The 19,720-nt window shown below is 59.8% G+C and carries 15 protein-coding genes; 9 read left to right on the plus strand and 6 right to left on the minus strand.

Translation table 11 applies throughout. From position 1 onward, the window contains the following. The first annotated feature begins 147 nt into the window (after positions 1 to 147). The 6 genes from BUB78_RS07220 to infB all read left to right on the plus strand — a co-directional run bounded on the left by BUB78_RS07220 (position 148) and on the right by infB (position 6,989). A complete protein-coding gene (locus BUB78_RS07220; protein ID WP_073196561.1) occupies positions 148 to 498 on the plus strand; it encodes a cupin domain-containing protein in 351 nt (116 codons plus the stop codon). Next, entirely contained in the window at positions 498 to 1,487 is a 990-nt protein-coding gene (locus tag BUB78_RS07225; protein ID WP_073196563.1) for a P1 family peptidase, read from the plus strand. The genes BUB78_RS07220 and BUB78_RS07225 overlap by 1 nt, the downstream gene beginning before the upstream one ends. Before the next feature lie 144 nt (positions 1,488 to 1,631). Further along, positions 1,632 to 2,213, plus strand: a complete 582-nt coding sequence (gene rimP, locus BUB78_RS07230) for a ribosome maturation factor RimP (protein ID WP_073196632.1) — start codon at positions 1,632 to 1,634, stop codon at positions 2,211 to 2,213. Between the two features lie 4 nt (positions 2,214 to 2,217). Continuing rightward, positions 2,218 to 3,831 carry a transcription termination factor NusA gene (nusA, locus tag BUB78_RS07235; protein ID WP_073196564.1) on the plus strand — a complete coding sequence of 538 codons (1,614 nt, stop codon included), beginning with the start codon at positions 2,218 to 2,220 and terminating at the stop codon, positions 3,829 to 3,831. A gap of 23 nt (positions 3,832 to 3,854) precedes the next feature. Continuing rightward, positions 3,855 to 4,478 (plus strand): RNA-binding protein, encoded by a 624-nt coding sequence (locus BUB78_RS07240; RefSeq protein ID WP_073196566.1) that lies wholly within the window; start codon positions 3,855 to 3,857, stop codon positions 4,476 to 4,478. 6 nt (positions 4,479 to 4,484) lie between these two features. After that, positions 4,485 to 6,989 (plus strand): translation initiation factor IF-2, encoded by a 2,505-nt coding sequence (infB, locus tag BUB78_RS07245; protein ID WP_073196569.1) that lies wholly within the window; start codon positions 4,485 to 4,487, stop codon positions 6,987 to 6,989. A 402-nt stretch (positions 6,990 to 7,391) separates the two neighbouring features. Here the strand turns inward: infB and mutT are convergent, their stop codons facing one another. The 3 genes from mutT to BUB78_RS07260 are packed head-to-tail and all read right to left on the minus strand — an operon-like array spanning position 7,392 to position 9,903. Beyond that, positions 7,392 to 7,790, minus strand: coding sequence for an 8-oxo-dGTP diphosphatase MutT (gene mutT / locus BUB78_RS07250; RefSeq protein WP_073196571.1), 399 nt, complete (start codon positions 7,788 to 7,790; stop codon positions 7,392 to 7,394). A gap of 22 nt (positions 7,791 to 7,812) precedes the next feature. Next, positions 7,813 to 9,042: a bifunctional glutamate N-acetyltransferase/amino-acid acetyltransferase ArgJ gene (argJ, locus tag BUB78_RS07255; RefSeq protein ID WP_073196573.1), complete on the minus strand. Its 1,230-nt coding sequence runs from the start codon at positions 9,040 to 9,042 to the stop codon at positions 7,813 to 7,815. A 3-nt stretch (positions 9,043 to 9,045) separates the two neighbouring features. Further along, positions 9,046 to 9,903, minus strand: a complete 858-nt coding sequence (locus tag BUB78_RS07260) for a peptidylprolyl isomerase (RefSeq protein WP_073196575.1) — start codon at positions 9,901 to 9,903, stop codon at positions 9,046 to 9,048. A 190-nt stretch (positions 9,904 to 10,093) separates the two neighbouring features. Between BUB78_RS07260 and secA the strand changes: the two genes are divergently transcribed. The 3 genes from secA (at position 10,094) to BUB78_RS07275 (ending at position 15,453) form a co-directional block, all read left to right on the plus strand. Then, positions 10,094 to 12,790 (plus strand): preprotein translocase subunit SecA, encoded by a 2,697-nt coding sequence (gene secA / locus BUB78_RS07265; protein ID WP_073196577.1) that lies wholly within the window; start codon positions 10,094 to 10,096, stop codon positions 12,788 to 12,790. A 100-nt stretch (positions 12,791 to 12,890) separates the two neighbouring features. Continuing rightward, positions 12,891 to 13,868, plus strand: a complete 978-nt coding sequence (locus tag BUB78_RS07270) for a hypothetical protein (protein WP_073196579.1) — start codon at positions 12,891 to 12,893, stop codon at positions 13,866 to 13,868. A gap of 25 nt (positions 13,869 to 13,893) precedes the next feature. Continuing rightward, a complete protein-coding gene (locus BUB78_RS07275) occupies positions 13,894 to 15,453 on the plus strand; it encodes a substrate-binding domain-containing protein (RefSeq protein ID WP_073196581.1) in 1,560 nt (519 codons plus the stop codon). A 34-nt stretch (positions 15,454 to 15,487) separates the two neighbouring features. Here BUB78_RS07275 and radC read toward each other — a convergent pair whose 3' ends face one another. From radC to dnaK, 3 genes are all read right to left on the minus strand, one after another. Further along, positions 15,488 to 16,252, minus strand: coding sequence for a RadC family protein (radC, locus tag BUB78_RS07280; RefSeq protein WP_139279274.1), 765 nt, complete (start codon positions 16,250 to 16,252; stop codon positions 15,488 to 15,490). Positions 16,253 to 16,371: 119 nt separating this feature from the next. Beyond that, positions 16,372 to 17,529 carry a molecular chaperone DnaJ gene (gene dnaJ / locus BUB78_RS07285; protein WP_073196585.1) on the minus strand — a complete coding sequence of 386 codons (1,158 nt, stop codon included), beginning with the start codon at positions 17,527 to 17,529 and terminating at the stop codon, positions 16,372 to 16,374. Between the two features lie 79 nt (positions 17,530 to 17,608). Next, complete coding sequence (dnaK, locus tag BUB78_RS07290; RefSeq protein ID WP_073196587.1) at positions 17,609 to 19,519, minus strand: molecular chaperone DnaK; 1,911 nt, start codon at positions 19,517 to 19,519, stop codon at positions 17,609 to 17,611. Positions 19,520 to 19,720 lie beyond the last annotated feature (201 nt).

Raw genomic sequence — 19,720 nt, forward strand, 5'->3', positions numbered from 1 at the left:
TCCCGACGCTCAGGGTGGCTCGGGTGGAAATGCCCGTCTTCGGATCAGCGGGCGACGCTGTTGTGCCGCGCAAACTCTTAGCCCACTGAATCAAGTTCATAATCAAGATAATTCCCGCTAGGCTTGGCCGTAAAATGGAGGGTACTCATGACCAAGGCGAATCTGGCCGAGAAACTGGCGGCCTTCTCGGCGCATTGGAGCCCGCATATCGTTGCCGACTACAACGGAAATGATGTCATGGTGGTCAAGGTCGAGGGCGAATTCAACTGGCACAGTCACCCCGATACCGATGACCTTTTCCTTGTGCTTGAAGGCGAGATCGACATCGAAATGCGTGACCGGACGGTGGCCTTGGGCAAGGGTGAGTTGTTTGTCGTGCCCAAAGGGGTCGAGCATCGCCCGGTGGCCCGGAAAGAAGCGCATCTTTTGCTGATCGAGCCGCGCGGCACCCCCAATACCGGCGATCCGGAAACTGCTGCGGTCAAGGTCGTGCTGTGATGCGCCCCGGTCCGCGTAACCTTATTACCGATGTGCCGGGGCTGCGCGTTGGCAATGCGCAGGACGCGCAGATAAGGACCGGCGCCACGGTGATGCTGGGCGATGTGCCTTTTACCGCCGGGGTGCATGTGATGGGTGGCGCGCCGGGCACCCGCGAGACTGATTTGCTGGCGCCTGACAAGACGGTGGAACAGGTCGATGCGCTGGTGCTGTCGGGCGGGTCGGCTTTCGGGCTTGATGCGGCGTCGGGCGTGGCGGACGGCTTGCGCGCCATGGGGCGCGGCTTTGCGGTGGGCGATATCCGCGTGCCGATCGTGCCGGGGGCGATCCTGTTTGACCTTCTGAATGGCGGCGCCAAGGATTGGGCCGAAAATCCCTATAAGGCGCTTGGCGCCGAGGCGCTTGGTAATGCCGCCGTGGGGTTTCACATCGGCAGCTTTGGCGCAGGCACGGGTGCGTCCACCGCGACGCTAAAGGGCGGCCTTGGCTCGGCCTCGGTCGTGTTGCCATCGGGGGCGGTGGTGGGCGCACTTGTGGCGGTCAACGCGCTTGGCTCTGCCATTGTGGGCGAGGGGCCGCATTTCTGGGCCGCGCCGTTCGAGATTGGTGAAGAGTTTGGCGGGTTTGGCCCCGCGCCGCGTTATGACGCGGCTGCGCTACCGCTGACCAAGCTCTCGCAGCATGCTAATACCACCATCGGGATCGTGGCCACCGATGCCACCCTGACGCAGGCGCAATGCACCCGCCTTGCCACCGCCGCGCATGACGGGTTTGCCCGCGCCCTTGTGCCGTCGCACACGCCGATGGATGGCGACCTCATTTTTGCCGCCTCAACCGGTGCGCGGGCGATGGGCGATCCGATTGCCGAGACGCTGTTGCTTGGCCATGCGGCGGCCACCGCGATGGCGCGCGCGATTGCCCGCGCGATTTATGCGGCAAGCCCCGCGCCGGGCGATGTCCTGCCCTCTTGGCAGGCGCAATTCGGCTAGGGCGGGAATCTTTTCACGCAGGACTTGCAGACTCGGGGCAACCGGCGTATATGGCTTTCAACAGCGGCGCTCTCGGGTCCACTCCGAAAGCCCACCGGATTAATTTCGACGGGCCGCGCGCCCGTTTTTTTGTGCTTGGACGAGATGACAAACGACCTGATTGCCAAAGCTGCGATTGACCGCCGGATGGCGGAGATCATCACCCCCGTGATCGAGGATCTGGGGTATGAGCTTGTGCGCGTGCGTCTCATGAGCGGCAAGACCCACACGCTTCAGATCATGGCAGAGCGCCCCGAGGGCGGCATCGAAGTGGATGACTGCGGCAAGATCAGCACCGCCGTGAGCGCGGTTCTGGATGTCGAAGACCCGATCACCGACCCCTATACGCTTGAAGTGTCGAGCCCCGGTATCGACCGGCCACTGACCCGGCTCAAGGATTTCGAGACCTTCGAGGGCTATGAGGCCAAGATCGAGACAGCCGAGCTTATCGAGGGGCGCAGGCGGTTCAAGGGCGTGCTTGCGGGTGTCGAGAATAACGAGGTTCTGATCAACGTCGAAGAAGGCACCATCGGGCTTGAGTTCGACTGGCTGTCTGATGCCAAGCTTGTGCTGACCGACGAATTGATCAAGGAAATGCTGCGCCAACGCAAGGCGGCGGGTGTGATCAACGAAGACGAATTTGACGAGATCGAAACCGAAACCGATTCCGGTTCTGAGGAGGACTAAGATCATGGCAATCACCTCTGCCAACCAGCTTGAGCTGTTGCAAACAGCCGAGGCCGTGGCCCGCGAAAAGATGATTGATCCCGAACTGGTGGTCGAAGCGATGGAAGAATCCCTGTCGCGCGCCGCCAAGAGCCGTTACGGCAGCGAGATGGACATTCGCGTCGCGATCGACCGCAAGACCGGTCGCGCGACCTTTACCCGCGTGCGCACCGTGGTCGAGGATGACGCGGTTGAGAACTATCAGGCGGAAATGACCGTCGAGCAGGCCAAGCAGTACATGGACAACCCATCGGTCGGCGATACCTTTGTCGAAGAGGTTCCGCCGGTTGAAATGGGCCGCATCGCCGCGCAGAGCGCCAAGCAGGTGATCCTGCAAAAGGTGCGCGAAGCCGAGCGTGATCGCCAGTACGAGGAATTCAAGGACCGTATCGGCACGATCATCAATGGTCAGGTCAAGCGCGAAGAATACGGCAATGTCATCGTCGATGTGGGCCGTGGCGAGGCGATCCTGCGTCGCAACGAAAAGATCGGGCGCGAGGCCTATCGCCCCAACGACCGTATCCGTTGCTACATCAAGGATGTGCGCCGCGAACAGCGCGGGCCGCAGATTTTCCTGAGCCGCACCGATCCGCAGTTCATGGCCGAACTGTTCAAGATGGAAGTGCCGGAAATCTATGACGGCATCATCGAGATCAAGGCCGTTGCCCGCGATCCCGGCAGCCGCGCCAAGATCGCCGTGATTTCCTATGACGGTTCGATTGATCCGGTCGGCGCCTGCGTCGGTATGCGCGGCAGCCGCGTACAGGCCGTCGTGAACGAGCTTCAGGGCGAAAAGATCGACATCATTCCGTGGAATGAGGATCAGGCGACCTTCCTTGTGAACGCGCTGCAGCCCGCAGAGGTCAGCAAGGTGGTGATCGACGAGGATGCGCAGCGCATCGAGGTTGTCGTGCCCGAAGAACAGCTTTCGCTGGCGATCGGCCGTCGTGGCCAGAACGTGCGTCTGGCAAGCCAGTTGACCGGGCTTGATATCGACATCATGACCGAGGCCCAGGACAGCGAGCGCCGTCAGAAAGAATTCGAAGAGCGCACCGGCCTGTTCATGGAAAACCTCGATCTCGACGAATTCTTTGCCCAGCTTCTGGTCTCCGAGGGCTTTACCAACCTTGAAGAGGTCGCCTATGTCGATCTTGACGAGCTTTTGGTCATTGATGGCGTCGACGCAGACACCGCCAGCGAATTGCAGGCCCGTGCCCGCGACGTGATCGAAGGTCAGGCCAAGGCCGCGCTTGAAAAAGCCCGCGAGCTTGGTGTTGAGGACAGCCTTATTGAATTTGACGGTCTGACACCCCAAATGGTGCAGGCACTGGCAGAGGATGACGTGAAATCGCTGGAAGATTTCGCAACCTGCGCCGATTGGGAACTGGCCGGCGGCTGGACCACGGTCAATGGCGAGCGCGTCAAAGACGAAGGCGTTCTGGAGAAATTTGACGTCTCACTGGAAGAGGCGCAGAATATGGTAATGACCGCCCGGATCATGTTGGGCTGGGTTGACCCCGACGAACTCGAGCCCGAGGTGGATGATGCCGACGGCGATGACGAGGAGGTCGAGGCCTGATTTTTCAGGCCTCGGGGGCACACATGGGGCGCGCAGGGCAACCCAAAGACCGGACCGATGGTCCAGAACGCAAGTGCATCGTCACAGGCGAGGTTCAGCCCAAGTATGGGCTGATCCGCTTTGCCGTTGGGCCAGAGGGTCAGATTGGCCCCGACCTGATGGAAAAGCTGCCGGGACGTGGTATCTGGGTCTCTGCGGATCGCGCGGCCATTGATAAGGCGGCGGCAAAAGGGCTTTTCGCCCGTGCCGCCAAACAGCCGGTTCAGGTGCCCGAAGACCTTGCCGATCTTGTTGAGGCGCTTTTGGCAAAGCGGGTGATCAACCTGATCAGCCTTGCCCGAAAAGGCGGCCGCGCCGTGTCGGGCTATGAGAAGGTCAAGATCATGCTGGGCAAGGAAGAAGCCCGCGTTCTTATTCAGGCCAGCGATGGGTCTGAACGGGGAAAATCAAAGCTGAGCACGCCGCAGGGCGGCTCATTCATAGGGTGGTTGACGGCGAATGAGCTGGGCCAGGCCTTTGGGCGACAAACCACAATCCATGCGGCACTGGGTGCTGGAGGTTTGTTGCAACCTGTTGTAGAGGAGGCGGCAAGACTGAAAGGTCTGCGCGTCTCGGACGGCGAGACAGCGCGCCGGAAAGGAAAGTAGAGCAATATGAGCGACAACGACGGAAAGAAACCTTTGGGTGTACGTGGCGCTGGTTCCCGGCCGGGGAACGTGAAGCAGAGCTTCAGCCATGGCCGGACCAAGAACGTCGTGGTGGAAACCAAACGCAAGCGCGTTGTCGTGCCCAAGCCGGGCGCGGGAACAGCGGGTGCGGCTGGTGGATCTGGCAAGCCGTCAGGTGCGGCAAGCTCGACACGGCGCCCGGCAGGGATCTCGGATGCCGAGATGGACCGCCGGATGAAGGCACTTGCCGCCGCCAAGGCGCGCGAGTCGCAGGACGCTGCCGAACGCGAAGCCAAGGAAAAGGCAAGCGAAGAAGAACGCATGCGCCGCCGCGAAGAGGCCGACGCCAAGGAACGCGAACAGCGTGAAGCCGAGGAAAAAGCCCGCTCCAAGATCGAAGAAGAAGAGCGCAAGAAGCGCGAATCAGAGCAGGCCGCGATCAAGGCCGCCGCCGCTGCGGCAGAGCCCGACGCCCTGCCCGATGCCGTGCGTCAGGCGCCAAACAAATCTGCTCCGCCCCCGCGTAAGCAGGAGCCCGAACGCGAGCAGCCCGCCCGCCGTGGCAAAGGCCGCGGTGGCGAGGACAATCGTCGTGGCGGAAAGCTGACCCTCAATCAGGCGCTTGCGGGCGGCGAGGGCGGTCGCCAGAAATCCATGGCCGCGATGAAGCGCAAGCAAGAGCGCGCGCGTCAAAAGGCGATGGGCGTCAATGTCGAGCGTGAAAAGGTTGTCCGCGACGTACAACTGCCGGAAACGATCGTCGTGTCCGAGCTTGCCAACCGTATGGCCGAGCGCGTTGCCGACGTTATCAAGGCGCTTATGCAAAACGACATGATGGTGTCGCAGAACGAGACCATTGATGCCGATACAGCAGAGCTGATCGTGGAAGAATTCGGCCACCGTGTTGTGCGTGTGTCGGATGCAGATGTGGAAGATGTCATCGCGCATGTCGAGGATGATCCCAAGGATCTTGAGCCGCGCGCGCCTGTGATCACCATCATGGGTCACGTTGACCACGGCAAAACCTCGCTTCTGGATGCGATCCGCAACGCCAAGGTCGTGTCAGGCGAGGCCGGCGGCATCACCCAGCATATCGGCGCCTACCAGGTGAAAACCGAGAGCGGATCGTTGCTGACCTTCCTCGATACGCCCGGCCACGCGGCGTTCACCAGCATGCGCTCGCGCGGTGCCCAGGTGACCGATATTGTGGTTCTGGTGGTTGCGGCGGACGATGCCGTGATGCCCCAGACCATCGAGGCGATCAACCACGCCAAGGCGGCTCAGGTGCCGATGATCGTGGCGATCAACAAGGTCGACAAGCCCGATGCGAACCCGGACAAGGTACGCACGGATCTTCTGCAACACGAAGTCATCGTCGAGGCGATGTCCGGCGACGTGCAGGATGTCGAAGTCTCGGCCGTGACTGGTCAGGGCCTTGACGAGTTGCTTGAGGCGATTGCGCTTCAGGCCGAGCTTCTGGAGCTCAAGGTGAACCCGAACCGGGCCGCCGAGGGCGCCGTAATCGAAGCACAGCTTGACGTGGGCCGTGGCCCGGTGGCGACCGTTCTGATCAAGAAGGGCACATTGCGTCTTGGCGACATCTTTGTTGTCGGCCAGCAATACGGCAAGGTGCGCGCTCTGATCAACGACCGTGGTGAGCGTGTCAAGGAAGCAGGCCCATCGACCCCGGTCGAGGTTCTGGGTCTGAATGGCACGCCCGAAGCGGGCGACGTTTTGAACGTGGTCGACACCGAGGCGCAGGCACGCGAAATCGCGGAATACCGCGAAAGTGCTGCCAAAGAGAAACGCGCCGCTGTCGGTGCGGGCACCTCTCTGGAGCAACTGCTGGCCAAGGCCAAGCAGGATGAGAACGTCAAGGAAATGCCGATTGTTGTCAAAACCGACGTTCAGGGCTCTGCCGAGGCGATCGTTCAGGCGATGGAAAAGATCGGCAACGACGAGGTTCGCGTGCGGGTGCTGCACTCGGGGGTTGGTGCGATCACCGAATCCGATATCGGCCTTGCCGAGGCATCGGGCGCACCGGTCTTTGGCTTTAACGTTCGCGCCAATGCGCCCGCGCGCAATAGCGCCAACCAAAAGGGTGTCGAAATCCGCTATTACAGCGTGATTTACGATCTCGTCGATGATGTGAAAGCCGCGGCTTCGGGCCTTTTGGGCGCGGAAATCCGCGAAAAGTTCATCGGCTACGCCAAGATCAAAGAGGTCTTCAAGGTTACCGGCGTTGGCAAGGTTGCCGGCTGTCTGGTCACCGAAGGCGTTGCGCGCCGCTCTGCCGGTGTGCGCCTCTTGCGCGACGACGTCGTGATCCACGAAGGCACGCTGAAGACCCTCAAGCGCTTCAAAGACGAAGTGCCCGAGGTTCAGTCGGGTCAGGAATGCGGGATGGCGTTCGAGAATTACGACGATATCCGCCCCAACGACGTGATCGAGATTTTCGAACGCGAAGAAGTGGTACGCACGCTGGCCTGATCGCCTGGCGTCATCCAAAGCAAAAGGGCAGTCGATAAGACTGCCCTTTTTTTGTCTGATAGGCTGTTAGCCTTGCGGTCCCCGTGGCCGTTTCACGCCACGCTTGTGACAGGGCGACCAGAATACACGCGATCCCCGACCCGGATCTGGATCAGGCCATTGGTCAGCAAGCCAACGAAAATCCCCTGAATTGATACACAAGATCCAACCTGAATTGTGCGAATCATGATTATTCCCCCAAGATCAATAAAAGTCAGAATAGCTTTGAAATTTTAAAACATCACTAAATTGTTTGAAAATTCGCTAAAATTCCAAGGAAATCTTGAGATTGTCCAAGTTTGCATCTTAGGCGGGCAAATGTCGCGAATAAATGCAACTTTGACAGGCCTTTCCGGGCTGCCGTCAAAGCCAGTCGCGCAAAATTGGAATGAGAGGGATATCCGCAGGCGGCATCGGATAGGATTTCAGATCCTTGGCGCGCACCCATTTCAGGGTTTGCCCCTCGCGGCCCTGCGGTGTGCCCTCCCACTTACGGCAGGCAAAGAGCGGCATCAGAAGGTGAAAGTCGTCATAAGAGTGGCTGGCAAAGGTCAGCGGCGCCAGACAGCTTGCCCAGGTGTTGATGCCAAGCTCTTCTTCCAATTCGCGGATCAGGGCGTGCTCGGGGCTCTCGCCCGGTTCGACCTTGCCGCCGGGAAATTCCCACAGCCCCGCCAGGGATTTACCGGCAGGGCGTTGGGCAAGCAAAATGCGGCCATCGACGTCGATCAAAGCGACGGCAGAGACAAGAACGATCTTCATGGGCGCACTTTCGGGGCCAATATCACGACCGGTAATCGGCGTTGATGTCGATATACCCGTGGGTCAGATCGCAGGTCCAGACCGTGGCGGTGCCCCCGCCAAGACCAAGATCAACATGAATTTCGATATCCTGCTTCTTCATATAGGCCGCTGCGCGATCCTCGTCATATTCGGGGCTGACCCAGCCATCCTTGGCCACAACCATGTCGCCAAACCTTATCGACAGGGTGTCACGATCGGCGCGCGCGCCGGATTTTCCCACCGCCATCACGACCCGGCCCCAATTGGGGTCTTCGCCCGCAATCGCGGTCTTGATCAGCGGCGAATTGGCGATGGATTTGGCATGTACATGGGCCTCGGCGTCGCTGGCGGCGCCGGACACGGAAATCTCGACAAACTTGGTCGCGCCTTCACCGTCGCGCACGACCTGATGGGCAAGGTCGAGCATGACACGGCGCAGCCCTTCCATGAAGCCGATGTTATTCTCGGTCACCCGGATGCCCGAGGCGCCGGTTGCGGCCACCAGAAGGGTGTCAGAGGTCGAGGTATCGCTATCGACGGTGATACAATTGAACGTGGTCCGGTTCAGCGCGCTGACCGTGCTTTGCAGGATTTCCTGATCAATCGCGGCGTCTGTGAAGATATAGACAAGCATGGTCGCCATATCCGGCGCAATCATGCCAGAGCCCTTGGCGATCCCGGCGATATGCACCGCCTGACCGTTGATCATCACCGTCTCGGACGCGCCCTTGGGAAAGGTGTCTGTGGTCATGATCGCGCGGGCGGCGTCTCCGATGCCATCATGGCTCAGGGCGCCTTTGAGGGTGTCGATACTGTCGATGATGCGCTGATGCGGCAGCGGCTCGCCAATCACGCCGGTCGAGGATGAAAACACCCGTGCCACCGGCACGCCAAGCCGTTCGGCCACCGCGCCGGTCACGGCCGCGACCGATTCGGTGCCAAGGCGCCCGGTAAAGGCATTGGCATTGCCCGAATTCACGATAATCGCCGCGCCCTTGCTTGGGTCGCCACCAATCTTGTCCTGGCAATCAAGCACCGCCGCCGAGCGCGTGGCAGAACGCGTAAACGCCCCCGCAATCGCCGTGCCGGGCGCAAGCGTGACAAGCATCACATCGGTGCGGCCCTTATAGCGCACGCCGGCCGATGTGGTGGCAAAGCTGACCCCGCCAATGCTTGGCAGATCGGGAAAGGCGGCGGGTGCAAGCGGGGAAAGCGGCGGGGTGGCGCCCATGGCTTATTTCTCCAGAAGAGTGGTGTTGTTGATGAGCGCCGGATCATAGGCGCTTATGTCTGTGCGGATGATTTCGGTGCCGCTTTCAAGTGTGGCGACGTAATTGTTGAACGTCTCCTGGCGGATTTCATCAGCGAGCTCGCCGCGTACCTCGTCCAGCGACGGAAGTTCCTTGATGCGGGTCTCGTTAAGCTTGATCACATGCCAGCCAAATTGTGTCTGTACAGGCGGCGACACCTGTCCGGGTTCAAGCTTGGCCACGGCATCAAAGAACTCCTGCACCATGACACCATCGCTGAACCAGCCAAGATCGCCACCACCGGGGCCCGAGGGGCCGGTGGAATGCTCTTGCGCAAGCGCGGCGAAATTCGCGCCGCCGTCAAGCTCGGTCACGAGGGCCTTGGCCTCGTCTTCGGTCTCGACCAGAATATGAGCAGCCTTATATTCGGTTTCCTCGTCGCCGCCGGTGTACTGGGCTTCATAGGCGGCTTGCAGCGCCTCATCGGTCAGCGCGGTCTCAAGTACGCGGTCGATCACGTCAGCGGCTGTCACGGCGCGGGTTTCGTTTTCAAGACGCCATTTCGCGGCCTCGGACAGCGGGCCCTCATGCGCCCGCATCAGCAGGGTCTGCTGGATCAGCTGATCAAGAACGCCCTTGAACAGAACCTCTGGCGGAATCTGATCGTAATCCGCAGGCAGACCATTTCGCAGGGCAAGCATGTGCCCAAGAGTGATCTCGCTATCGCCAACCGAGGCCATCACCGTATCCAGCGTCGGCGCGTCCTGTGCGATGGCGGGGGTGGTGATTGCGAGGCCCGCAATCAGGGCTGTGGCGGACAAAAGGCGTAGGCGTGCGAACATAAAGATATTCCTCTGTCGATACTGCAATGGCGGCTGCGCGGGTGCGCAACGTTGACACTCTTCCGGCGGCCCCTTACATCGCCTTATGGTAAAGGCAAAGCCGCGCTCTTTGGCCCGTTGTAGGATGGCCGGGGAAGCGGGGCAAGCAAATGCCTTTCACGGATAGTCAAAACACCGGAACGGATAAAAAATGCTGGGTATTTCAACGGTCGCCAAAAAGATATTCGGAACGCCGAATGACCGCAAGATCAAGGCGACACGACCGCTGGTTGACAAGATCACCGCGCTTGAACCCGAATTTGAAGCGCTCAGCGACGCCGGGCTGATTGAAAAGACCGAAGAGTTTCGCAAGCGGCTTGCCGAAGGCGAAACGCTGGACGCGCTTTTGCCAGAGGCCTTTGCCAATTGTCGCGAAGCGGCGCGCCGCGCGCTTGGTCTGCGGGCGTTTGACGTTCAGTTGATGGGCGGAATTTTCCTGCATCAAGGTAACATTTCCGAGATGAAGACCGGCGAAGGCAAAACGCTTGTGGCGACCTTTCCGTCATATCTCAATGCGCTGTCGGGGCGGGGCGTTCACGTGGTTACCGTCAACGACTATCTTGCGCGTCGCGATGCCGATTGGATGGGCAAGGTGTTTGCCGCCCTCGGCATGACCACCGGCGTCGTTTATCCGCAACAGCCCGAGGCCGAGAAAAAGGCCGCCTACGCCGCCGATGTGACCTATGCCACCAATAACGAACTTGGGTTTGATTATCTGCGCGACAACATGAAATCCTCACTCGAAGAGATGAACCAGCGCGGCCATAACTTTGCCGTGGTCGATGAGGTGGACAGCATCCTGATTGACGAGGCGCGCACGCCGCTGATCATTTCCGGCCCAAGCGAGGACCGAAGCGAGCTTTACCTGACAGTCGACGCGCTGATCCCGGAATTGCAGGACGACCATTTCACGATTGATGAAAAGACCCGCAATGTCACCTTCACCGAAGAGGGCAACGAATTTCTTGAACAGCTTTTGCTGACGCGTGGCGTTCTTGAAGAGGGGCGTTCGCTTTATGATCCTGAAAGCACCACGATTGTGCATCACGTCAATCAGGGGCTGCGCGCGCACAAGCTTTTTCAGAAGGACAAGGATTACATCGTGCGCGATGGCGCCGTCGTTCTGATTGATGAATTCACCGGCCGGATGATGGCCGGTCGGCGTTTGTCCGAGGGGCTGCATCAGGCGATCGAAGCCAAGGAAGGCTGTCAGATTCAGCCAGAGAACGTGACCCTCGCACAGGTGACCTTTCAAAACTATTTCCGGCTTTATGATACCCTGTCAGGCATGACCGGCACCGCCGTTACCGAGGCCGAAGAATTTTTGGAAATCTACGGTCTTGGCGTGGTCGAAGTGCCGACCAATCGCCCGATTGCACGGATCGACAAGGATGATGCGGTGTACCGCTCGACCACCGACAAGCTTAACGCGATCATCGAGACGATCAGCAAGGCGCATGAAAAGGGTCAGCCGACCCTGGTGGGCACCACCTCGATTGAAAAGTCGGAATTGCTGAGCAAGCTTCTGACCGAGGCAAAGATTCCGCATAACGTTCTGAACGCGCGTCAGCATGAAAAAGAGGCCCAGATTGTCGCCGATGCCGGCAAGCTTGGCGCGGTGACCATTGCCACCAACATGGCCGGGCGCGGCACCGACATCAAACTTGGCGGCAATGTCGAGTTCAAGATCATGGAGGCGATTGCCGCCGATCCCGAAGGCGATCCCGAAGAGATTCGTCAAAAGATCGAAGAGAGCCATGCCGCCGATGAAGAGGCTGTCAAAGCTGCGGGCGGGCTTTTCGTGCTGGCCACTGAGCGCCATGAAAGCCGCCGTATCGACAACCAGCTGCGCGGTCGCTCCGGTCGTCAGGGCGATCCGGGCAAGTCGGCCTTTTTCCTGAGCCTCGAAGACGATCTGATGCGCATTTTCGGCAGTGAACGTCTGGAAAAAGTGCTCTCGACGCTGGGGATGAAAGAAGGCGAGGCGATCATTCACCCCTGGGTGAACAAATCGCTTGAACGCGCGCAGGCCAAGGTCGAGGCGCGCAACTTCGACATCCGCAAGCAGCTGCTCAAGTTCGACGATGTGATGAACGAACAGCGCAAGGTGGTCTTCAAGCAGCGTCTTGATATCATGAAGGCGCGTGATCTGTCCGAGATCATCGAGGACATGCGCGGCGAGGTGATCGACGATCTGGTCGACACCTACATGCCGCCCAAGACCTATGCCGACCAATGGAACACCGAAGGGCTTTATAAGGCGGTGATCGAGCGGCTGAACCTTGATTTGCCGGTCATCGACTGGGCCGCCGAAGAGGGCGTGGATGACGAGGAAATCACCGAGCGTCTTGAAAAGGCCGCCGATGAGATGATGGCCGCCAAGGCCGCTGCCTTTGGTCCCGAAACCATGCGCATGATCGAAAAACAGGTCTTGTTGCAAACCATCGACACCAAATGGCGCGAGCATCTTCTGACGCTTGAACATCTGCGCAGCGTCGTCGGCTTTCGCGGCTATGCACAGCGCGATCCGCTGAACGAGTACAAGAACGAGGCGTTCCAGCTATTTGAAACCATGCTCAACAGCCTGCGCGAGGATGTCACCCAAAAGCTGGCACAGATCCGCCCGATGACAGAGGCCGAACAAGAGGCCATGATGCAGGAAATGGCGGCGCAGCGCGCAAAGATGGAAGCGCCGGCCCATGATGCAACGCCCGCCGAGGCCCCCGAAGCCGCCGCGTCGGGGTTTGTCGAATCTGATCCTTCGACCTGGGGAAATCCGGGCCGGAACGAGGTTTGCCCCTGTGGGTCCGGCAAGAAGTTCAAGCATTGTCACGGGCGGCTGGCCTGAGCCGCCGCCGCCGCCCGAATGACTCCGTTTCTTTGCCACAAGACAGCCTTGTTTAACCAATACCCTCTCTCTTGACCCTTAAAAGGCACGGGAGAGTGTTATGTCCAAGTACAGACGTTATATCACCGCTGGCGGCACGCTCGCCTGTGCGCTTGGCATCGGCTATTTCATGCAGGCAAGCCATAACGGCCCCGTCAACGTTCGCGCGGCGGGCATGGTGGATGCCGGTGAACCCAAGATCGAGATTTCACAAATCACGCTGACCTCTGCGGCCCCGACGCCGCCGGTGGCCATGGCAGAACCTGCGGCTTTGCCTGCGGCACCGGTCACATTGGCCGTGGCTCAGGATACGCCGCTTGCCGATGATCTTCCCTCGGAAGAGGCCGCGCCGGGCTTTTCCTGCGAGTACAACATGACCGCAAAACCGCTGGCCGCCGCGATGGTAGAGGTCACGCTTGATGCGCCTTGCATGATCAATGAGAAATTCACACTGCACCAGAACGGCATGATGTTCACCGAGGCGACCGACGACAAGGGACATAGCGTCCTGACCGTTCCGGCGCTTGCCGAAAACGCGGTTTTCATTGTCTCCTTTGGCAATGGTGAGGGCACGATTGCGACTGCGTCGGTCGATACATTCACCTATTACGACCGCTTTGTCGTGCAATGGGGCGGTGCCAGTGGCATGAAAATCCACGCGTTGGAATATGGCGCGGATTTTGGGGATGACGGGCACGTCTGGGATGATGCCGCCTATGATATGGCGCGCGCCGCGCGTGGCGAGGGCGGGTTCCTGACCCGTCATGGGGCGCCCGATCTGGATAATGCCCTCTTGGCCGAGGTCTATACCTTTCCGACCGAAACGGCGCTGCGCGCCGGTGACATAAGCCTGCGCGTCGAGGCCGAAGTGACCGCTGCCAATTGTGGCCGCGATCTAGAGGCCCAAACCATCGCCACCGATGCTGTGAGCGGGTTGAAAGTTCAGGATATCGTGCTTGCGATGCCCGATTGCGATGGGATTGGTGACTTTCTGGTGTTGAATAATTTGTTCAATGACCTGAAGGTTGCGCAAAACTAATTCCGCAGCATTCGGGGGTCATTCTATGACAATGGTGCGTGCGGCGATTGTCGCCGCACTTTTTTTATTTGCCATGGTGTTGCCAGTGGCGGCGCAGGATGTGACCCTTCGCTCGTATGATGGGGATGTCGAAATTTCCGGCAACCTGCTTGGCTTTGACGGCGAGTTCTATCGCCTCGACACGGTTTACGGCGAGCTGACGGTTGATGGATCGGGGGTTGCCTGTGAGGGCCCTGGTTGCCCCAATCTTGAAAATTACGTGGCGCGGCTTGTGTTCTCGGGCGCGCCGACGATTGGCAAGGTTCTGATGCCCGCGCTGATCGAGGCCTTTGCCATTCGTGGCGATTACGATGTGACCCGGCGCGACGAGGGCGAAAATGAAATCAGCTATGCCCTGAGCAGCCGCAAAACCAGCGAGCTTGTCGGCGAGTTTACCTTTCACCTGACCAATACCGATGAGGGATTTGCCGATCTTCTGGCCAATGAGGCCGACATCGCCATGACCCTGCGCGAGGCGCATACAGATGAGGTAAGCCATGCCAAGGTCGCCGGGCTTGGCGACCTGACGGCGCCGGGGCGTGCGCGGGTGCTGGCGCTCGATGCGCTTATCCCGGTCGTGGCGCCCAGTAACCCGGTGCAGGGGATCACCATGCCGCAACTGGCCGAGGTGCTGGCCGGGCGGCTTGCCAATTGGAACCTGCTTGGTGGCCCGGATGCGCCGATTGACGTGCACCTGTGGGATGAACGTACCGGCATCGGGCAGGCCAGCGTCGATCACTTGCTCGGGCCGGGTGGTTTGCCCGAGAACAGCCGCGTGCGCCGCCATGACAACGGCGACGCGTTTGCAAAGGCCGTCGCGCGTGATCCTTTTGCGCTTGGGCTTACCACGCGGTCCGAACAGGGCAATGCCTGGGAACTTGCGCTGACCGGGGAGTGTGGCTTTGCCCTGACGGCGACCCGCCGTGCGGTCAAAACCGAGGATTACCCGTTGACCGCGCCGCTGTTTCTTTATCTCCCGGCGCGGCGTTTCCCCAAGTTGGCGCGCGAATTTCTGGCCTATCTGCGCGATCCTTCGGCACAATTGGTGATCCGTCGTGCCGGCTTTGTGGATCAGGCCCCCGAAGAGATTGACATCAACGCGCAGGGCGACCGCTTTGCCAATGCGATTGCACAGGCCGGGCCCGAGGTTGGCTTGCAGGAATTACAGCGCATGGTCGGGGTGCTGTCCTCGCTTAAACGTCTGACCACTACCTTTCGGTTTGAACCGGCGTCGGTCCGCCTTGACGCGCAATCGCGCTCGAATGTCGAGCAACTGGCGCGCGCGCTTGAGCTGGGGCTATACGATGCGCGGCGGCTGGTGTTCGTGGGGTTCAGCGACGGGGATGGGGCCGCAGGGCCGAACCGGGATATTGCAATGCGCCGCGCCGAGACCGTCGCGCGCGCGGTCAAGCGGGCCGCCGAAACCGCCAACTTTGACCGAATCGCGGTCGAGATCGATGCCTTTGGCGAAGCGATGCCAATGGCCTGTGATGATACCGCATGGGGGCGACAGGTGAACCGCCGGGTCGAGGTCTGGGTACGCTAAGCTGCGAGACCGGCACGCAAGGGCGGGATGAGCGTCACAGGTGGCCTTCCGACCGAAAGCTGATTTCGCAGGATTTTCCGATGATGATATGGTCATGCAGGGTGATGCCCATAGTCATCGCCGCGGCCTCGATTTGATGGGTCATGGTAATATCTGCCTCCGATGGTGTCGGATCGCCCGAGGGGTGATTATGCACCAGGATAAGTGCGCTGGCATTGAGTTGAAGCGCGCGCTTCACAACCTCGCGCGGATAGACCGGGACATGATCGACCGTGCCCTGGGCCTGTTCTTCATCGGCAATCAGGATGTTCTTGCGGTCCAGGAAAAACACCCGAAACTGTTCGGTTTCGCGATGGGCCATGGTGGTGTGGCAATAATCCAGCAGTGCATCCCAGGATGAGATCACCTGACGGCGCAACACCTTTGCCCGTGCCAGACGATGTGCCGCGGCCTCGACGACCTTGAGTTCGGTGATCACCGCCTCTCCGATGCCGGGCAGGGCCGAAAGTTGATCCGGGGCCGCCGAGAGGACGCCGTTGAAATCGCCGAACGTCTCAATAAGCTGATGCGCGAGCGGCTTCACATCCCGCCGCGGAATGGCCCGGAAAAGCACCAGCTCCAACAGCTCGTAATCCGGCAGCGCCTGTGCCCCGCCGCTCAGGAACCGCGTGCGCAGTCGCTGGCGATGGTCACGGATATAGGAGGGCTGTTTTCCGGCGCTCAGCGGCGCGGCCTCAATTGCCTCGTCGCCCACAAAAAGCGGTAGCGACATTTCGGAAAAGGCGCGTGGATCACTCATGGCAAAACCCTGCCCGATCAGGGTTAGCGAATGGTTAACGACGGCGGAGCGGAGCGTGCAAAAGGAAAAAGGTGCGCCGCTAAGCGCACCTTTTCAGGGTCGTGCTGTGGTTTTCGGGCTTAGCTTTTCATCGCGTCCCAAAAGTTTTTGACTGACGAAAAGAAGGTTTTGCTTTCGGGGTTATTGTCTTCCGACAAGGCCTCGAACTCGCGCAAAAGCTCTTTTTGCTTGCTGGTCAGGTTCACCGGCGTTTCAACGGCAAGTTCGATGAACATATCACCGTGACCGCCGCCACGCAGCGCGGGCATGCCCTTGCTGCGCAGACGCATCTGGCGGCCGGATTGGCTTCCGGCGGGGATTTTCACGCGGCTGCGCCCGCCGTCGATGGTGGGCACCTCGATATCACCGCCAAGCGCGGCCTTGATGACCGACACGGGCACGCGACAGAACAGATTGACCTCTTCGCGCTCGAACAGATCGTGTTTGGCGACATCAATGAAGATGTAAAGATCACCCGACGGACCGCCGCGCATGCCGGCCTCACCTTCACCCGCAAGACGGATGCGGGTGCCGGTTTCCACGCCGGCGGGGATATTGACGCTAAGGGCGCGTTCCTTTTGGGTGCGGCCTTGCCCCTGACAGGATTTGCAGGGGTTTTTGATGATCTGACCCAACCCGCCACAGGTGGGGCAGGTCCGTTCAACGGTGAAAAATCCCTGTTGCGCGCGCACTTTGCCCATGCCTGAACAGGTGGGGCAGGTGGTCGGCTCGCCGCCGCCCTCGGCGCCGGAGCCGTTACAGGCGTCACAACCAACGGCCGTGGGCACCTTGATCGTCTTTTGCAAACCAGAATAGGCCTCTTCCAGCGTGACACGCAGGTTATAGCGCAGGTCAGAGCCGCGCGAGGCCCGCTGGCGGCCACCGCCGGCACGCCCGCCGCCACCCATGAAATCACCAAAGAGGTCATCAAACACGTCAGAAAAGGCGCTGGCAAAGTCGCCCTGACCGCCGCCACCCATGCCGCCACCGGGGCGCGGGCCGCCCATACCCCCTTCAAAGGCGGCATGACCAAACCGGTCATAGGCCGCTTTCTTGTCGGGGTCTTTCAGGGCATCATAGGCTTCGCCCGCCTCTTTGAACTGTCGTTCAGAGTCGGGGTTGTCGGAATTGCGGTCGGGGTGAAGTTCCTTGGCCTTCTTGCGATAGGCCTTTTTGATCTCTTCCGCCGAGGCGCCCTTGGATAGCCCAAGCACTTCGTAATAGTCACGTTTGGCCATCGGGGATCTCCTTTTGACGGATCATCAGGGTACGGCCCGGCATAATGCCCGACCGCCCCTGATCAATCCTTAACGTGCCTTAGGCGCGTTTGTTGTCGTCGAGATCCTCGAAGTCGGCATCGAGGATGTCATCTTCGCCAGCATCGGCACGATCTGCGGCTGCGGGCTCTCCGTCGGCCTCTTCCTGGCTCGACTTATAGATCGCCTCGCCAAGTTTCATCGCCGCTTCGGTGACGTTCTGGATGCCGGATTTGATCTTGCCGGCGTCTTCGCCTTCAAGCTCATCCTTGAGCGCCGCGATGGCAAGCTCGATTGCCTCGATCGTGGTCGGGTCAACCTTGTCGGCATGCTCTTCCATCGATTTTTCGGTCGAGTCGATCAGGCTTTCGGCCTGGTTTCTGGATTCGACCAGCTCGCGGCGCGCCTTATCGGACTCGGCGTTCTCCTCGGCGTCGCGGACCATCTTTTCGATGTCCTCGTCACTGAGACCGCCAGAGGCCTGGATCGTGATCTTTTGCTCTTTGCCGGTGCCTTTGTCCTTGGCCTGAACCGAGACAATGCCGTTGGCGTCGATGTCAAAGCCGACCTCGATCTGCGGCATGCCGCGCGGTGACGGCGGGATGTTTTCAAGGTTGAACTGCCCCAGCATCTTGTTGTCTGCGGCCATCTCACGCTCGCCCTGGAACACGCGGATCGTCACGGCCGACTGATTGTCTTCGGCGGTCGAGAAGATTTGCGATTTGTTCGTCGGGATCGTCGTGTTGCGGTCGATCAGACGGGTAAAGACACCGCCAAGCGTTTCGATGCCAAGCGACAGCGGTGTCACGTCGAGCAGAACCACATCCTTGACGTCGCCCTGAAGAACGCCGGCCTGAATGGCGGCACCCATGGCGACAACTTCGTCGGGGTTCACACCCTTGTGGGGCTCTTTGCCGAAGAATTTGGTGACTTCTTCAACCACTTTGGGCATCCGGGTCATCCCGCCGACAAGAACGATCTCGTCAACCTCGGAAGCTTTCATGCCGGCGTCTTTCAGAGCGGCGGCACAAGGCTTCATCGAGGCCTTGATAAGGTCGTTGACCAGGCTTTCAAGCTTGGCACGGGTCAGTTTGACGACCATGTGAAGCGGCGAACCATCGCTGCCCATCGAGATGAACGGCTGGTTGATCTCGGTTTGCGAGCTGCTGGAGAGTTCGATCTTGGCTTTCTCGGCGGCTTCTTTCAGGCGCTGAAGCGCCATCTTGTCCTTGGTCAGGTCAACGCCGTGCTCTTTCTTGAACTCGTCGGCGAGGTAATTGACGATGCGCATGTCGAAATCTTCACCGCCAAGGAAGGTGTCGCCATTGGTGGCTTTCACCTCGAACAGGCCGTCGTCGATTTCAAGGATGGTCACGTCGAACGTACCACCGCCAAGGTCATAGACCGCGATGGTGTGGGTGTTTTCCTTGTCCAGACCATAGGCAAGCGCGGCGGCGGTCGGCTCGTTGATAATGCGCAGCACCTCTAGACCGGCGATCTTGCCGGCGTCCTTGGTGGCCTGACGCTGAGCGTCGTTGAAATAGGCCGGAACAGTGATGACGGCCTGCGTCACCTCTTCGCCAAGATAGCTCTCGGCGGTCTCTTTCATTTTCCCGAGGATGAAGGCCGAAATCTGGCTGGGCGAATACTTCTCGCCGCGCGCCTCGACCCATGCATCGCCGTTGCCGCCATCAATGACGTTGAACGGCATGTTCTTCTTGTCCTTGGCCAGGTCGGTATCATCGGCGCGACGGCCGATCAGACGCTTGACGCCAAACACGGTGTTTTCGGGGTTGGTTACGGCCTGGCGTTTTGCGGGCTGGCCGACAAGGCGTTCGTTCTCGGTGAACGCAACAATAGACGGCGTTGTGCGCGCGCCTTCAGAGTTCTCAATCACCCGCGCCTGGCTACCATCCATGATGGCGACGCAGCTGTTCGTGGTTCCAAGGTCAATACCAATAACTTTGGCCATTTGTTCGATCCCTTCATACTTAGGCGATGTGGCGGAAGCCTGACCCGTTTCGGCATCAGATCCCCGGTTGAGTAACGGAGCAAGACAAGACTTATCCCGTGTTTCTGGGCGTATATAGGCAGGCCTAAGTAACCCTGCAAGCGGTGCAAGGGTGTGGACTCCGCAAAATTGGACTAAATTGCGCGTAGCTCGATAAAAATG

Source organism: Roseovarius marisflavi, assembly GCF_900142625.1.
Taxonomy (GTDB): domain Bacteria; phylum Pseudomonadota; class Alphaproteobacteria; order Rhodobacterales; family Rhodobacteraceae; genus Roseovarius; species Roseovarius marisflavi.

Bases quoted from the DNA above. Each gene is read 5' to 3' on its own strand.
- mutT (WP_073196571.1), bottom strand. From the start codon at position 7,790: ATGAAGATCGTTCTTGTCTCTGCCGTCGCTTTGATCGACGTCGATGGC.
- dnaJ (WP_073196585.1), bottom strand. From the start codon at position 17,529: ATGGCCAAACGTGACTATTACGAAGTGCTTGGGCTATCCAAGGGCGCC.
- infB (WP_073196569.1), top strand. From the start codon at position 4,485: ATGAGCGACAACGACGGAAAGAAACCTTTGGGTGTACGTGGCGCTGGT.
- secA (WP_073196577.1), top strand. From the start codon at position 10,094: ATGCTGGGTATTTCAACGGTCGCCAAAAAGATATTCGGAACGCCGAAT.
- BUB78_RS07275 (WP_073196581.1), top strand. From the start codon at position 13,894: ATGACAATGGTGCGTGCGGCGATTGTCGCCGCACTTTTTTTATTTGCC.
- BUB78_RS07225 (WP_073196563.1), top strand. From the start codon at position 498: ATGCGCCCCGGTCCGCGTAACCTTATTACCGATGTGCCGGGGCTGCGC.
- BUB78_RS07260 (WP_073196575.1), bottom strand. From the start codon at position 9,903: ATGTTCGCACGCCTACGCCTTTTGTCCGCCACAGCCCTGATTGCGGGC.
- rimP (WP_073196632.1), top strand. From the start codon at position 1,632: ATGACAAACGACCTGATTGCCAAAGCTGCGATTGACCGCCGGATGGCG.
- radC (WP_139279274.1), bottom strand. From the start codon at position 16,252: ATGAGTGATCCACGCGCCTTTTCCGAAATGTCGCTACCGCTTTTTGTG.
- BUB78_RS07270 (WP_073196579.1), top strand. From the start codon at position 12,891: ATGTCCAAGTACAGACGTTATATCACCGCTGGCGGCACGCTCGCCTGT.
- BUB78_RS07220 (WP_073196561.1), top strand. From the start codon at position 148: ATGACCAAGGCGAATCTGGCCGAGAAACTGGCGGCCTTCTCGGCGCAT.
- nusA (WP_073196564.1), top strand. From the start codon at position 2,218: ATGGCAATCACCTCTGCCAACCAGCTTGAGCTGTTGCAAACAGCCGAG.
- dnaK (WP_073196587.1), bottom strand. From the start codon at position 19,519: ATGGCCAAAGTTATTGGTATTGACCTTGGAACCACGAACAGCTGCGTC.
- BUB78_RS07240 (WP_073196566.1), top strand. From the start codon at position 3,855: ATGGGGCGCGCAGGGCAACCCAAAGACCGGACCGATGGTCCAGAACGC.
- argJ (WP_073196573.1), bottom strand. From the start codon at position 9,042: ATGGGCGCCACCCCGCCGCTTTCCCCGCTTGCACCCGCCGCCTTTCCC.